The organism is Colwellia sp. MEBiC06753, from assembly GCF_053470325.1.
This window is the reverse complement of record NZ_JBQMTM010000002.1, coordinates 269,386-284,994: the sequence shown is the minus strand read 5'-3', so window position 1 is coordinate 284,994 and position 15,609 is coordinate 269,386. Positions and strand designations below refer to the sequence as shown.

General features: G+C 39.7%; 16 protein-coding genes. 10 read left to right on the top strand and 6 right to left on the bottom strand.

The features are described from left to right. Positions 1–290: 290 nt before the first annotated feature. From ACOB82_RS03140 to yaaA, 3 genes are all read right to left on the bottom strand, one after another. Positions 291–2,078, bottom strand: a complete 1,788-nt coding sequence (locus tag ACOB82_RS03140) for a TIGR03545 family protein (protein ID WP_448211482.1) — start codon at positions 2,076–2,078, stop codon at positions 291–293. Between the two features lies 1 nt (position 2,079). After that, positions 2,080–2,598, bottom strand: a complete 519-nt coding sequence (locus tag ACOB82_RS03135) for a TIGR03546 family protein (protein ID WP_448211481.1) — start codon at positions 2,596–2,598, stop codon at positions 2,080–2,082. A 136-nt stretch (positions 2,599–2,734) separates the two neighbouring features. Next, entirely contained in the window at positions 2,735–3,511 is a 777-nt protein-coding gene (gene yaaA / locus ACOB82_RS03130) for a peroxide stress protein YaaA (protein WP_448211480.1), read from the bottom strand. Positions 3,512–3,797: 286 nt separating this feature from the next. On the opposite strand from yaaA, the gene tal reads away from it, so the two are divergent. The 3 genes from tal to ACOB82_RS03115 all read left to right on the top strand — a co-directional run bounded on the left by tal (position 3,798) and on the right by ACOB82_RS03115 (position 6,167). Then, the gene (tal, locus tag ACOB82_RS03125; RefSeq protein ID WP_448211479.1) at positions 3,798–4,748 is read left to right on the top strand and encodes a transaldolase; all 951 of its coding nucleotides are present in this window, start codon (positions 3,798–3,800) and stop codon (positions 4,746–4,748) included. A gap of 518 nt (positions 4,749–5,266) precedes the next feature. After that, positions 5,267–5,440, top strand: a complete 174-nt coding sequence (locus tag ACOB82_RS03120) for a DUF3545 family protein (RefSeq protein ID WP_448211478.1) — start codon at positions 5,267–5,269, stop codon at positions 5,438–5,440. Positions 5,441–5,588: 148 nt separating this feature from the next. Further along, complete coding sequence (locus ACOB82_RS03115) at positions 5,589–6,167, top strand: DUF6942 family protein (RefSeq protein WP_448211477.1); 579 nt, start codon at positions 5,589–5,591, stop codon at positions 6,165–6,167. Between the two features lie 30 nt (positions 6,168–6,197). On the opposite strand, the gene ACOB82_RS03110 is transcribed toward ACOB82_RS03115, so the two are convergent. Together ACOB82_RS03110 and ACOB82_RS03105 are read right to left on the bottom strand one after the other, a co-directional pair. Then, complete coding sequence (locus ACOB82_RS03110; protein ID WP_448211476.1) at positions 6,198–7,205, bottom strand: ABC transporter permease; 1,008 nt, start codon at positions 7,203–7,205, stop codon at positions 6,198–6,200. 2 nt (positions 7,206–7,207) lie between these two features. Then, positions 7,208–8,101 carry an ABC transporter ATP-binding protein gene (locus ACOB82_RS03105; protein WP_448211475.1) on the bottom strand — a complete coding sequence of 298 codons (894 nt, stop codon included), beginning with the start codon at positions 8,099–8,101 and terminating at the stop codon, positions 7,208–7,210. 243 nt (positions 8,102–8,344) lie between these two features. Here ACOB82_RS03105 and ACOB82_RS03100 point away from each other — a divergent pair, with 243 nt between their 5' ends. Continuing rightward, positions 8,345–8,527, top strand: a complete 183-nt coding sequence (locus ACOB82_RS03100; RefSeq protein WP_448211474.1) for a hypothetical protein — start codon at positions 8,345–8,347, stop codon at positions 8,525–8,527. A 74-nt stretch (positions 8,528–8,601) separates the two neighbouring features. Here ACOB82_RS03100 and ACOB82_RS03095 read toward each other — a convergent pair whose 3' ends face one another. Beyond that, on the bottom strand, positions 8,602–10,785 hold the full coding sequence (locus tag ACOB82_RS03095) for a GNAT family N-acetyltransferase (protein ID WP_448211473.1): 2,184 nt from the start codon (positions 10,783–10,785) through the stop codon (positions 8,602–8,604). A 150-nt stretch (positions 10,786–10,935) separates the two neighbouring features. Here ACOB82_RS03095 and napE point away from each other — a divergent pair, with 150 nt between their 5' ends. The 6 genes from napE to ACOB82_RS03065 are packed head-to-tail and all read left to right on the top strand — an operon-like array spanning position 10,936 to position 15,509. Next, positions 10,936–11,103 carry a periplasmic nitrate reductase, NapE protein gene (napE, locus tag ACOB82_RS03090; protein ID WP_448211472.1) on the top strand — a complete coding sequence of 56 codons (168 nt, stop codon included), beginning with the start codon at positions 10,936–10,938 and terminating at the stop codon, positions 11,101–11,103. A gap of 8 nt (positions 11,104–11,111) precedes the next feature. Further along, positions 11,112–11,639 carry a ferredoxin-type protein NapF gene (napF, locus tag ACOB82_RS03085; RefSeq protein WP_448211471.1) on the top strand — a complete coding sequence of 176 codons (528 nt, stop codon included), beginning with the start codon at positions 11,112–11,114 and terminating at the stop codon, positions 11,637–11,639. Continuing rightward, entirely contained in the window at positions 11,632–11,946 is a 315-nt protein-coding gene (locus ACOB82_RS03080) for a chaperone NapD (protein WP_448211470.1), read from the top strand. The genes napF and ACOB82_RS03080 overlap by 8 nt, the downstream gene beginning before the upstream one ends. Next, complete coding sequence (gene napA, locus ACOB82_RS03075; protein ID WP_448211469.1) at positions 11,936–14,437, top strand: nitrate reductase catalytic subunit NapA; 2,502 nt, start codon at positions 11,936–11,938, stop codon at positions 14,435–14,437. Before ACOB82_RS03080 ends, napA begins: the two co-directional genes overlap by 11 nt. A gap of 10 nt (positions 14,438–14,447) precedes the next feature. Beyond that, the gene (locus ACOB82_RS03070) at positions 14,448–14,909 is read left to right on the top strand and encodes a nitrate reductase cytochrome c-type subunit (RefSeq protein WP_448211468.1); all 462 of its coding nucleotides are present in this window, start codon (positions 14,448–14,450) and stop codon (positions 14,907–14,909) included. A gap of 9 nt (positions 14,910–14,918) precedes the next feature. Next, a complete protein-coding gene (locus tag ACOB82_RS03065) occupies positions 14,919–15,509 on the top strand; it encodes a cytochrome c3 family protein (protein WP_448211467.1) in 591 nt (196 codons plus the stop codon). Positions 15,510–15,609 lie beyond the last annotated feature (100 nt).

The window sequence follows — 15,609 nt, the reverse complement described above, 5'->3', positions numbered from 1 at the left end:
TCCAATGATTAATGACATCTAGGGCTTGAGAAACGAGCATAAAAAATCCGATAAACAATGTTTATCGGATTTTTACATACTCAGAAGATCGTTCAATTGATCTGTAAATAAATGCCTAACTGATCGGTATTACCACGTTATGTGGGCTTTTTTTTACGATTAATTCAATTTAGTGGTTTAAACTGCAGTGCTGAACGAGCCTACTAACCTAAGCTACTAACTTAAGCTACTAACTTAAGCTACTAACTTAACGACTACTTAACCAGCTAGCTGAGCGACTGATAAAGCCATTAGTTACCAAATAATTTGCCTAGCTTATCTTTAAGTTTATCTTTGGCTTTCTCTTCCAATCTTTTCTTTTGCTGCTTAACCACATCACTGTTAGCAAGGTTTTCAAGCGCTTTGTCAGAGTCTGAAATTAAGGTTTCTAAATCCAGCAACTGGGCATATTCACCTTCGGCAAGTGATAAACTGTCACCTAGTTTGGCATTTAAGCCAACCTGTAACTTTTGTTTAAACTCAGTTAATTTAGCTGATGCCTGCTGTTTAAATGCGCCAGCTAATAAACCATTTAAATCAGACGATAACTGCCAACTTGGTGACAGCCAATTACCTGTTGCCGATAAATCCATTGATAACGATGGCGTGTTTTTCAAGGTATCTATTAGCACGTTAGCCAGTTTAGATTCAGCACCGCCGGTAAACTGATTTTTCATCAAAGCAAAATCACTGTTAAAGCTTAGTTGTCCTTGGTCAATGGACATGTTGCCCGCCACTTTTAATAACGCAGATACTAGGTTTAAGTTAAACTTGGACGACTGTTGAATTTCAATATTATTTAGCGGAAATTCCGCGACATTCCAATCACTATTAGCGCTAAGTAATTGGTTACTATCAAAAGCAAAGTCTGAATTAAGCTTAACCGCACCAATGTTTGCTTTATTATCAGCGGCAACCTTAACTGTTGAGCGCTGGCCAATCAGCCAATGCTGATGCGTAATATTAGTCAAATTAGCGATATAAGTTGCTTCGCCCTGCGCCATTGAGATATCAGCTTTTTTCAACCAGAAACTTGGCGTAGGATTTTCTTCATCAAAATAGACGAAACGACCTTTACTACCGGAATCAACTGGCGCACTCGTTGGTTCTTCACCTGATTTATTATTGATAAGCGGCTTAACATGCTCGAAAATAATATCTGCCCACTGATAATATTCTCGCGCTTTTTCACCAAATAAAAGGTGAGCAAAGTCTTCAGATTCTATGGTATCAAGCTGATATTTTGACGAGATATCTTGCCAATCTTCTGATGGCGCATTTTTTAACGCGGTAAGTTCTTCCGTAATTTGATGCTTAGCTGCAACTACCTGTTCTTGCACCGATTTTACTTGCGCTTTATCTTTTTTAAACTCTTGCTTAAGTTGATCAAACTCGGTTTTGATCTTTTCTAAATCTTCCAGCGTTTTTACTTTTACATCAGCTAACGCTTCAACTCGCTTCTCATAACTTTTTAGCTTTTCAGCGTCAGGTAATTGCTGCTTAATATTCTTAAAGTCAGTTCGTTGCTGCTGGTAAGTTTGCTCAAAGGCTTGAGCTCGTTTAACTGTTTTTAAATTTGCATTAGCTAATAGCTCTTTTGGCGACGGTAGGTTTTGTTGAATATCGTCAAGCCAATTAAACGATTGTCCAGCGTCATCCGTTTCTTCTGGTTGCCGGTACACCTCGCCAATGGATGCCCGAGTTTGACCGAAAGCCAATGATTCAACGGTTAACTGATCAATAATGGTTTTGCCAAAAATTAATGGCCAAAACTCGACACTAGCCAATGCTTGGTTAAAGCTGACCATATTATTGCTTGGCTTTTTCGGATCGGTTGCCTGTAAGCCATCAATAGTTAAGGTTAATGGCATTAATGCCACTGACACTTTTTCAACATTAACTTCTGCACCGGTATATTCTGCGCCATATTTTTCAATCAGCATTTTAGCAACCGGCCCTGATGCCAACAATAAAATACCGAGAATTAGTGCACTAATAACAATAAAAGCTATAGCACCTTGCCATCTGATATAACGCATATTATCTGTCCCCTGCTGATGGAAGCTGTTGATAGAGCTGGAAAATACGAGTGGCTTTTAACGCTTTAACTACAGCCAATTGCTCGAAATATGCTTTGATATTCACGCGATATTTTTCAACCAAGGTCTTAGTTAACCAGTAAATAGGCAAGGCCAATACTAAGCCAAGTAATAACGCCCCTGAGTTATAAGTATGATGCCACTGTGCCAGTTTAAACCAATCAAACTGGTATAAGCTTGCCATTAAGCCGCTCGTTGCATTTGAGGTAAGTAGCCATTCGCCAACATTAACCGTGATCGGTGAAATAATAATGGCAAGGCCTTTAAATAAAGTTGCAGCAACGATGAAAGCGCTCAAGTTAACCCTGACTAAAAGTACAATAAATAACAATACGATAGCTTGCAGTGAAACAAGCGGAGATAAAGCAAAAATAAACGCTAACGCAACAGCAGCGGCAATTTGCCTTGTCGAGCTTTCAGAATTTAACGCTTTAAGCAATTTAGCTAAGATTGATAACATGGTGTCTCCTTTCAACCAATAACTTAACTGGATATGTTTTTAATTGGATATATAAAAAGTGTAGCAAGCATGCAAAAAAACGAAGTTCAATTTTATTGCACGCCACTCTATTGATTAAAAACTATGTTGGCAGCAATTAATCTTCTTGCTTTCGGGTAAACACTAGATCATTACCTTTACTTAATGATTCATTAAACTCATAACCTGCCACATCAAAGCCTTTTAACTGTTCAACACTGGTTAATTGGTTTTCGATAATATATCTCGCCATTAAGCCGCGAGCTTTTTTCGCGAAAAAACTGATCATTTTATATTGACCGTTTTTCCAATCTTTAAATGATGGCGTGATCACCGTTGCTTTTAATTGTTTTTTCTTTACAGATTTAAAATATTCGGTAGATGCTAGGTTAATCAGCACATCATCACCTTGCGCAGCTAATGCCTCATTAACTTTGTCGGTGATAATATCGCCCCAAAACTGGTAAAGATTATCGCCACGCGGATTGGCTAATTTTGTGCCCATTTCTAGGCGATAAGCCTGCATTAAATCTAACGGCTTTAATAAACCGTATAAGCCAGACAGAATACGTAGATGCTGCTGAGCAAAGATAAAGTCTTTATCTGTAAAACTTGCTGCATCAAGTCCTGTATAAACATCACCATTAAAGGCTAAAACCGCCTGACGAGCATTATCGGAATTAAACGGGGTTTGCCACTGACCAAATCGAGCCGCATTAAGACCAGCAATTTTATCACTAACTCCCATTAACGAGCTGATATCTGCTGGTGTTAACGTTTTACAAACGTCAATTAACGCCTGACTATGGTCTAACAACTCTGGTTGTGAAAATTCATTTGTCGCCAGCGGCGATTCGTAATCTAAGTTTTTGGCAGGAGAAACAACAATTAACATAAAGCGACCTGTACTAATAAAAAATTAAGCCACTATACCACATCAGTTTTTTGCTAAAAATGACAATAACAGGACAATTTAACTGAAAAAGATCAATTATTCTTAACAATTCCGATTTAATCTTAAGCAACTGGTATGCAGTACCAATAAAATTTGATAAATATACTACAAGTTTAAAAAGGGAAGTCATTGTCGATTACACAACAAGCTCGCTGGTTGTTGTCGCTATTTAATTCAATTGGAATAACGTCAATGTTCCCACTAATTTCCCAATTAAGGTAAAACCATGAACCAACTAGAACAGTTAAAACAAATGACTACTGTTGTTGCCGATACTGGTGATATAGAAGCAATTGCCAAATTTCAACCACAAGATGCAACAACAAACCCATCACTATTATTAAAAGCGGCTAGCTTACCTGCTTATCAAGCGTTATTAACTCAAGCTTGTGAATGGGCGAAAACGCAATCTAACGATGCCAAACAGCAAGTGCTAGATGCCGCAGATAAGTTATCGGTACTGATCGGTTTAGAAATTTTAAAAGTCGTGCCGGGTCGCATTTCAACAGAAGTTGATGCTCGCCTTTCGTTTGATACTGCGGCTAGTGTCGCTAAAGCCGAAAAGTTAATTGCGCTTTATAACGAAGCAGGTATTAGCAATGATCGTATTTTGATCAAACTTGCATCAACTTGGGAAGGCATAAAAGCGGCTGAAATATTAGAGAAAAAAGGCATAAACTGTAACCTAACCTTATTGTTTAGTTTTGCTCAAGCTCAAGCTTGTGCTGAAGCTGGCGTTTACTTAATTTCACCGTTTGTCGGCCGCATTTTAGATTGGTACAAAGCCAATACTGATAAAAAAGAATATGCACCGCTAGAAGATCCTGGCGTAGTGTCAGTAACCGAAATTTATAACTTCTACAAAGCACAGGGTTACAACACTGTGGTCATGGGCGCAAGCTTCAGAAACACTGGCGAAGTGCTCGCACTAGCTGGCTGTGATCGCTTAACCATTTCACCACAATTAATGGATGAATTAGCAGCAAGTAACGAAACGGTTGTTAAGCAATTAAATGCAGAACAACCAAAAACTGCACCAAGTGCAGCGCTTACTGAATCAGCATTCAGATGGGCAATGAACCAAGATCCTATGGCCACAGAAAAGCTAGCCGAAGGTATTCGCAACTTTGCAGTTGATCAAGAAAAACTGGAAACCCAGTTAGCTGAATTAGTTTAAGAATTCTAGTTTAAATTCTTCAGTTAATAGCCCGCAAATTTATACTAAATTTGCGGGCTTTTTATTGTTCAAATGCGACAATTCCAGCTAGGGCCTGTTAACCTTTCAGTTTATAACGCTGTTGTTTTTGAAAAAGCGGTCAATCGCGGCGCTTAATATAAAGTTTGGTTGTTCCAAATGCATATTAAGCAACAAAGAGTGACACTTTTTCAAAACAACCCGAAGGGCTATGGCTAATTTTCAACCTAACTGCGTTGAAAATAGTTAATGTAGAATAACTACATTACACTCCGTTCGCCTTGTCATCTTAAAAATTAGCCTATAGCAGAGACTAAAATGAAAGATCAACAGACCCTAACTTCTTGACAAATATCAACAACATTTAACGACGTTTTATCACCGGTAATTTTAAGTTAAAAAATTTCATCTTTTTGTAAAAGAAATATCACAAAAACTATTTTATTATCAGCGCAGTTATGATATTAAAAAGATGCAGTTGTAGATAAAAGGAGCATTCCATGGATAAACTTCAAGCAGTATTGGATTCGTTCGAACAGCAACCGAAATCCAAAGCAAGTACTAATAAAAAACGTAAGTGGCGTGAGATTGAACAACTGAAAGAAAAGTTCCAACTTGAAAAAGAATTGAGGATATACGAAGATTCGTTGGAATATATGTTAGATGAATTTTAAGCGCTAGAAATTCAGCTAATATGTTAAAACCCGGTAATGACCGGGTTTTTTATTGCCTAACTTTTAAAACCAATAAACTTTAACAATAACCGTTAACAATCAATATTACTACTAAATATTTCCATTACCGAGTACAGACCAACACTTCATGCATTACTATGGCCTAGGCGATTTATCCGCCCCAATATATATCTACATTGAAAATGTTCCACCACTGCCGCTTTATCAGCAGTTAGATGACATGCATGCAATGAGTGACGGTGAGGTTTTTCTAATTGCCGAGCAAACAGGCAATCATTGGCGAAAAATATTTAATGTATTGGCAAAGTTAGCATTTGAGCGTATCGCTTCAAACGCTCCTGCAAAGAATCCTAGCAATGATCAAAAAATTAATGATCTAAAGAGCGAAAATGTAAAAAGCAATTTTCAGCGCTATGCAAGTTGGCAAGCATTGCGCGACAACAGCTTACTACAAGCAGGAAGCGAGCAATGCTTACTGTTTAACAAGCCTGAATTTGATCGCTTAACCAGTGATAAAACTCATATCATTATGGGTAAGCAATATGCTGATAAAACAGGCATCGCTCAACACTGTTTTTGGCTAAATGAGTTTTTTGCTTACCATCAGCAAAAAAAGATCATAATTTGCCCTTACTTTGATTATCGTCAGCTCAGTAATATCAAAATTACGCAACTGGTTAAGTTAATTGAGCATGTCAGCCAGTAAGAGGTTTAGGTTAATTTAATAACTTATTAACTAACGTTCAGTATTCCAACTAAACAAATAAGCACCAAGACTTAAGAAAATAGCTGACATCAGCACCAACACACTAATATGGTAACTAACGTCAACTAAGCTCGCTCCTTCCACCATAATTTTTCTTGCTGCCGCCACTAAGTGAGTTAATGGTAAAAAATCTGCAGCAACCTTCACGGCATTAGGCGCACCTTCTAAACTAAACCAAACACCCGATAACAACATCATTGGCCAAGAGGTTAAATTTAATAAACCGCCAATGAGCTCTTCACTTTTACTTCTAGCCGCCACTAATAAGCCCAAAGTAATTAGACTAAAGGCACCAAGCACGGCCACTAATAGCAAATCTAAATAGCTGCCGAGCATAAAGAAATCGAAGATAAAATTACAGCCAATAAACACCAGCGATGACATGCAAGTTACAATAAATAACCGTGAGCAAAGCTGCGCAGAAACAAACTCTAACGCAGATAATGGCGTGGCTTTAAGCCGCTTTAATACATGATTTTTTCGATAGCGAACAATAACGTAGCCCACGCCAAATAAGCAGCTGAACATCATGTTCATCCCAAGTATGCCTGGCAATACCCAATCAACATAACGAATGGCCTTGCCTGTTACTTTCTCGGTTGTGAAATTTGGAGCACTGGCTAACAATAATTGCCGAGTAAAATACGAATTAGCCGAAAGCTCGTTATACCACAAGGTTTGTTTTGAAAAATCAACCAGCAAATCAACACTGTGGCGAGTCAACAATGCTTTGGCGTTGTCTGCATCATCATAGTAAATAAAGTCGATATATTTCGTGGTTAAAAAGCTATGTGTTACCGGCGCTTGATCTAACACCCCTACTTTATAAATGGCTTTATCGTCATTAGAAAACACGATAGAAAAGCCAACAAGCAACAGCACTGGGAAAATAATATTCCAGCCAAGCGATGATTTATCTCGAAAAAACTCCAAGTTTCGCGCTTTAAATACCGCAAAAAAACGCCCAAGATTAAACATAATTATTCCCTCAACGAATGACCGGTTAGCTTCAAAAACAAGTCTTCTAAATTCGCCGACTTTACATGTAATTGTTCAAGTGAAACTTGCTGCTGAATTAATTCACTGATGGTGGCCTCTACATGATTAGTGGCAATTTCCACTTGCTCGCCACGCACATGCCAGCCTTTAGCATTAAGTAAAGCCTCTGGCACTTGTTGGCGTGGTAAGTAAATAAAAACCTGACCAAAGTGCTTGTTCAGTAGTGATTGTGGTTCACCCTGTTCAATAATTTTGCCATTGTCCATCACCACAATTTGATCACATAACTGCTCGGCTTCATCCATATAATGAGTCGTTAACACTACGGTTTTATTTTGCTGCTTAATATTATTAATTAGTTGCCAAAAATTACGGCGTGCTTGTGGATCTAAGCCGGTGGTAGGTTCATCTAAAAAGATAATTTCCGGATCGTTAATCAGCGCTAAAGCCAGCAATAATCGTTGGCGTTGACCGCCAGACAGCAAGCGATTATCACGGTTGAGAAAGTCTTTTAAATCACACAGTTCAATTAACAACTCTTGCGATAAAGTATGTTGGTAAAACGAGCCAAATAACGATAGCGTTTCTTTAACCGTTAAAAAATCTTGCAGCGCGGTATGTTGAAATTGTATGCCAATTTCATTGGCAAAGTCAGCCGTAACCGCCTGCCCTTTGTACAACACTTTGCCAGAAGTAGCGGGAATAATACCTTCAATAATTTCGATAGTGGTGGTTTTACCTGCGCCATTTGGACCTAGTAAACCAAAACATCCCCCTGACGTTATAGAAAAACTAATATCGTCTACGGCATTAATATCTTTATAGCGCTTAACCAAGTGCTGTACTTCAATAATTGGCTGCGTTGACTGTGCCATCATATTCCTATTTTTAAAATATCTTCAAAACCAGTGTTCAAAACAATACTGTTCAAACCTAAGTTCAAAACCAAGTTGTTCAATACCATGCTGTTCAACACTATGCTTAGATTTACCCAAAAATGCCTTGAGTTATTCACGGCACTAGTTAATCTAGTTACAAAATGATAATAATTGTCATTTGCAAATGAAAAAGTTTGTCGTTAAGTTATTAACCACGATTATTGTTGAGGGATCAAGACTATGCCATCTATTTCTCCGTCATTACCAGTAAAAGTAAAAATTGAGCTAGCCAGTGATTTGCTGATCAAACTTATTTGCCAAGGTGAACTCAAAGGGTGTGATTGTCGCTGCTTAGATAAAAATGCCAAACAAGTGCTTTGGCAATCATTGCTTGATACCAGCACAAAAAACCTTGGAGGTTAGCAGTGATTTCAGCTAATTCAAATACTGAGCGGCTTGAAACTTGGCTGGTAACATTGATTAATGCCTATCAAAACTCAGCTGATCAACAACTGCTGAAAATACTGATATAACGCTTTTTTTCCAGTAAAGCCAAATTGCTGACAAATTTCACTATCTGATTTTAATAATAAGCACTTAGCAATAAGCGGGCTTAGCTTATCACCACTTGGCTTATCCAGATTTTTATTAGCATGCGTAGTAACAACGGTATAACTTTGATCGGTACATTGGCGTAACAACCAAGTGCTGATAGCTTCACGAGCAACACTAAATAAATGAACATTATGCTTAAACGCTGCAAGCTTAGCTAAATCGCGAGCCGTTAGCTCAGGAATATCCTTAACATCAGCAAGTGACAGCAAAAGCCGAATTAAATTTAATGGTAAGTGCTTAAATTCATCAGTTAGCCATAAGCGAAAGTTATGGTGAAACTCAGCAGATAAAGAATGGCTTAGATCGCTAGCCTGCCTTGTTAACGGCTTAAGCATTATTAATGAATGTTCACCACTAGAAGCATCACGGTTAAACCCTAGCTTAACGGGTACATGGCCACTTTTATGCCAAAACTTCACCACTTGTTCATTAGCCGCAAAGCTAGTGCCAATAAAGTCAATATGCTGAGCTTCTCCATACTGTTCGACAGCGCTTAATAACATACTACCAAGCCCTTGACCTTGAAGCTCTGGGTGTACCGCAATCCGCATAACTCTCAAATAATTGAAGTTAAAAGCATTATCAACCAATAGCTGTTGCGTTAATGCCTGAGGAATAAGTTGCCCTTTGATTCGGCGCTTACCTGCTACTATTTGGCTAGCTAATTCGGTATCAACGTTTCCTTCAGCAATTATCAACGCCACCGCTAGTGGTATTTGCGCTTTATTTTGCGTTGTATTGTCCCTAACATTTTGGCTAAGCACCATCACAGAAATGAGCGGATCGTCTAGCATCATCTTTAAATCGCTAGGTTTGGTTTGATAATGGGCTGTAACTAATATCGCAAATATTTGCCTGAGCAAGACTTCATTTTCTAGTAACTCTTTCCCTTGAAAATATTGATAAGTGAGTTGATTAACGTCAGGAGTATCTCCCTCTTGAATAGGGCTTTCTGGCAGTTCAGCGTTTAATAAGCAGGTTTCAAAAATAAGTGTTTCTAGTGGATCGCCGTTTGCCCAACGTACAGGTTCAGTTAATTGCCAAGTATTGACCGTATGAGCATATAGCTTAAGCAGAGGTAAAAACTTGCCGGTAAATCCTCGCCCAGCACCTTCGTAACCATGAATAGTGGACGAAAATACCATGCGATGATGGTGCTTCATAAGCTCTGTTAATAAATACACTGGCACGCCAGCAGCTTCATCAATGAGCAATAAATCAAGCGTTGGCCGCAGGTTAATCAGTTCATCTATCGGTAAAAACTGCAATTGATGTTCGCGAAAATGCACAGATAAATGAGTAAAACTTGCTTCAGGCAATTGATGTCTTAAATGCTGATAAAACACCGATAATGCCATTTGATGAGGGGCCGTAATCACAATTTTAAGCGCCCGAGTACTTTCACGAAAAAGCTCGGCAACGGCTAGTGCCAACGCGGTTGATTTTCCTCGACCACGATCGGCGGTTAACACGAAAGGCTTGTTGCGTTTACCGGTTACGACATTAACTATATGCTTAATCGCCGACAACTGTCCTTTTGTTATTGAAGGCTGTGTAATTAAAGGCTTTGGTATTGAAAGTTTAGCTACAGTGGGTAAAACATTAGTACTTAACCCGTTATCATTAGCAAAATCCAGATCGATCTTTGGCAAAGATTTGTCTTGCTCAAGCCAATAAATGTCAGGTTTTTCACTGGCAATAGTAAGTAAACGCTTAAGATAAGGAGAGTTTTGTTCACTTATGTTCGTTGGTAACCAGATATAAAAGCGACCACCGGCAACAAGTGTGCCCGACAACGCCGCAAACGCATCGACATTAAAGTTGCCATCTGCAAAAAATATTGCCTGATTTTCTGTACCCAAATGGTGACGATAGGTTTTGCTAGACACGGTATTTTCTGCACTTTCATCATCAGAAAACATCATTACAGGCTTAATATCAGCACTTTCCACGAAAACTTGCGCCCAAGCAAAATCACCTTGTAGAAATATGGCAGTTCTATGCTGCTTATAAGCTAATTTTGTCGACAACATTTGTCGCCAGAGGCTTGGCGAAACATTTTTCATTTTTTTGCGCTGATTTCGTGAAAAAATGCTATTGTAATCTAAACTTAGCTAAAAGTACGAATTAACACCCTGTTTACAACCTTGGTGAAATTCATTGATTATTCTAACCAAATCAAATGATTACAATATTTTAATCAGCAGGAATAGCTTATGAATATGGAAAATAGTCAAGAAGATATTCAGCAAAAACAATATGAACGCAATACCTTTGTTTTTCTGGCAATTTTTTTAGCACCAATTCTTGCGGTGGCTATCGTCGGCGGTTACGGGTTCATAGTTTGGATCAGCCAGTTACTGATTGGCCCACCAACCTCCTAGGGTTCGAGATGTCTAAATCAATAGAAACTGTCAGCAATCCATCCCGTCGCAGGCTCTTTAAAGGTCAACTAGCAGCAAGCCACTCTCCCACAAGATTACGTCTTCCGTGGGTGATCAGTGAGGAAGCATTTATCAATGGCTGTACTCAGTGCCAAGCCTGTATCGAAAGCTGTGAAACTCAAGTAATTAAAAAAGATGAGCAAGGTTTTCCTTATGTCGATCTAACTTCCGAAGAATGTACTTTTTGTGGCAATTGTCACAATGCCTGTCAAGAAACGCTATTTTTACCTAAAGCACAACAGGCTATGGAAAAACCGTGGCCTATATCTATCGAAATAAATAATAACTGTTTGGCTAAACATCAAATTTATTGTCAAAGCTGTCGAGATGTTTGTGAGCCGGAAGCTATCGTTTTTCAATACAAACAATCAATACCAACACCCGAAATAAATCAAATTGATTGTACGCTTTGTGGAGCCTGCTTAAGTAGCTGTCCGCAATCAGCAATCGAACTTGCCGGAGAAATGTATGAATAACACTTGCCCGCAACAAGAATATCATATTGCCAGTTTTATCGCGCATAGCCCGCCAGCGAAAATTGACCACAGTGTCAGCTTAATAGAGCGGTTTGACGGTGCTCAAGTGCATGGCAAAAATGAAATTGGCAAAATTGTTTTTACTATTGAAGGTAACAGCCAACAAGCTATCGCTCAAATTATCGATCAAATTCGATTAACCGATCAGTTCTACACTATTTCGCCAGTTTACCACCAATTCCTAAACGAAAATAACGCCCCCTACATTAACAAAGACACTGTTGAGGTGAATAAATATGACTATTAATCGCCGAGAATTTATTAAAGCAAACGCTGTAGCCGCAGCCGCAGCGGTTGCTGGAATTTCTGTTCCGAGCAAGGCATCCAATATCATAACAACATCAGATGCTACTAAAATAAAATGGGACAAAGCACCTTGTCGATTTTGCGGTACCGGTTGTAGCGTTAACGTGGGTGTAATGAATGGTAAAGTAGTTGCTACTCATGGTGATATAAAATCGCCAGTTAACAAAGGCTTAAACTGCGTTAAAGGCTATTTTTTATCCAAGATAATGTACGGTAAAGACCGCTTAACCACGCCATTGCTGCGCATGAAAAATGGTGAATACCACAAAGAAGGTGATTTCACCCCCATTAGTTGGGATGCAGCATTCGACATTATGGCTGAAAAAGCTAAAGCCACTTTAAAAGAAAGTGGCCCAACCGCTATTGGCATGTTTGGTTCAGGTCAATGGACAGTGCAGGAAGGTTATGCCGCGGCAAAATTAATGAAAGCTGGTTTTAGAACCAATAATATTGATCCTAACGCTCGCCACTGTATGGCTTCAGCGGTGGTTGGCTTTATGCGCACTTTTGGTATCGACGAACCAATGGGCTGTTATGACGATATAGAAGCAACCGATGCTATGGTGTTGTGGGGCTCGAATATGGCAGAGATGCATCCTATTTTATGGACACGCATTACTGATCGCCGACTTAGCGCCCCTCATGTCAAAGTTGCTGTGCTATCAACCTATAAACATCGCAGTTTTGATCTAGCCGATAATGGCATGATTTTTACTCCGCAAACAGATTTAGCGATATTAAACTTTATTGCCAATTACATTATTCAAACCAACCGAGTTAACAAGCGCTTTGTTGATAAACATACTAATTTTGCCTTAGGTAATACTGACATTGGCTATGGTTTGCGCCCTGAACACCCGCTTGAGCAACAAGCTAAAAATAGTGCGGCTAATAAATCTGGTGGTTCAACACCAATAAAGTTTGAAGAATATGCAAAATTTGTCAGCACGTACACAGCCGAATACGTTTCAGAATTATCGGGAGTTTCAGTAAATCAGCTCAATGAACTAGCCGAACTTTATGCCGACCCTAAACGTAAAGTCTGTTCATTCTGGACGATGGGCTTTAACCAACATACCCGCGGTGTATGGGCAAATAACTTGGTGTACAATATTCATTTACTAACCGGAAAAATTTCAACCCCAGGTAACAGTCCGTTTTCTTTAACTGGCCAGCCATCAGCTTGTGGTACCGCACGAGAAGTTGGTACCTTTGCTCACCGCTTACCTGCAGACATGGTAGTAAACAACCCGAAACATCGCGCTATGGCCGAAAAAATATGGAAGCTGCCCTCTGGCACTATTCCACCTAAACCGGGGTATCACGCCGTACTGCAAAACCGCATGTTAAAAGACGGCAAACTGAATTTTTATTGGGTGCAATGTAATAACAATATGCAAGCCGCTGCCAATATAAATGAAGAAGGCTTCCCAGGATATCGCAACCCCAAAAACTTTATTGTAGTGTCAGATCCGTATCCAACGGTGACAGCACAAGCAGCAGATTTAATTTTACCCACCGCTATGTGGGTAGAAAAAGAAGGGGTTTACGGTAATGCCGAGCGCCGCACTCAAGCGTGGTATCAAATGGTTGAAGCGCCTAAAGGCGCAAAATCAGATTTATGGCAATTAGTCGAATTTTCCAAACGCTTTAAAACTAATGAAGTTTGGGATGACGAACTACTTAACAAAAACCCTAGCTATAAAGGCAAAACTTTATACCAAGTGTTATTCGCCAATGGTCAAGTAGATAGATTCTCACTAAACGAAGTAGGCACCGAAGCCCTTAATGATGATGCCCGCCATTTTGGTTTTTATCTGCAAAAAGGTTTATTCGAAGAATACGCGACATTTGGTCGAGGTAAAGCACATGATTTAGCGCCTTATGATCGCTACCATCAAGAGCGTGGCTTACGCTGGCCGGTAGTTGATGGTAAAGAAACCTTGTGGCGATTTAAAGAAGGTTATGATCCTTATGTCACGGAAGGCAGCGACTTTGAATTTTACGGCAAACCTGATGGCAAGGCAGTGATATTCGCCCTACCTTATGAACCAGCGGCTGAGTCTCCGGACGAAGAATACGACTTATGGTTATCGACTGGTCGAGTACTTGAACATTGGCATTCTGGTTCAATGACACAACGAGTGCCTGAGCTGTATCAATCAATGCCTGATGCCCTGCTTTATATGCACCCAGACGATGCGAAAGACAGAGGAATGAGACGAGGCGACTTAGTTACCATTCAGTCACGTCGAGGTGAAGTACAGTCTCGGGTTGAAACCCGAGGACGAAATAAGCCACCGAAAGGATTAGTATTTATGCCTTGGTTTGATGCTAGCCGATTAGTTAATAAAGTCACCCTTGATGCAACCGATCCGTTGTCTAAAGAAACCGACTTTAAAAAGTGCGCAGTCCGCGTGGTCAAAGCTTAGGAGCAAGAAGATGAACATATTCACTAAACTATTAACTATCGTTGTGATCATGTTATTGCTTCCTGCAAGCTTGGCACAACAAAATATCGCAACATTAAGAGACAATACCGCGATTGATACGCAAGCTCAGCCTTCCGCAATCGCCAATGTCAAAAATAATGATATTAAACAAAAACGTACTTACCCAATGCAGCCACCGGTTATTCCGCATACCACACGTAATTACGAGGTGAATTTAAATACCAACAAATGTATGTCTTGCCACAGCCGGCAGCGCACCCAAGATTCACAGGCGCCAATGGTCAGTGTTACTCATTATATGGATCGGGATGGCAATTTTCTCGCTGAAATTTCGCCACGACGTTATTTCTGCAACCAATGCCATGTCAACCAATATCAATCAAAACCTTTGGTTGAAAACACCTTTGTTGATATGCACACCTTGCTAAAACAAAACTCGGCTAAAAAGTAGGGGTTGCTAATGAAACAAATTATTCAAATTGCTTGGCAAACCATTAAAAAGCCGAGTATCCATTACAGCTTAGGCTTTTTGGTGATGGGTGGCTTTTTAGCGGGGATCATTTTTTGGGGCGGATTTAACACCGCACTAGAAGTAACCAATACCGAAACCTTTTGTATCTCTTGCCACGAGATGGAAAATAACGTTTACGAGGAGCTAAAACCTACCATTCACTTTACCAATCGCTCTGGGGTTCGAGCCACTTGCCCAGACTGCCATGTTCCTCATAAATGGACCGATAAGATAGCACGTAAAATGCAGGCTTCTAAAGAAGTGTGGGGCAAAATATTCGGCACCATTAATACTCGGGAAAAGTTTCTGGCTCAGCGCCGACGCTTAGCAGAAAACGAGTGGCGACGTTTAAAAGCCAATGACTCCTTAGAGTGCCGGAATTGTCATAACTTTGATTATATGGACTTTACGGTACAAAGTAAGCGCGCCTCTGAAATGCACTCAACATCGTTAGCGAGCGGCGAAAAAACCTGTATTGATTGTCACAAAGGTATTGCCCATAAATTGCCAGATATGAGTCATGTTGCTGGCTGGGAGTAATGGCAAAATAAAAATTTGAAAAATATAAAATTGTTGCCTATGTTCAAATTAATGCCGCCTAGTTGCTCATCAGCTGGGCGCATTAATTTGGCTGTAAATA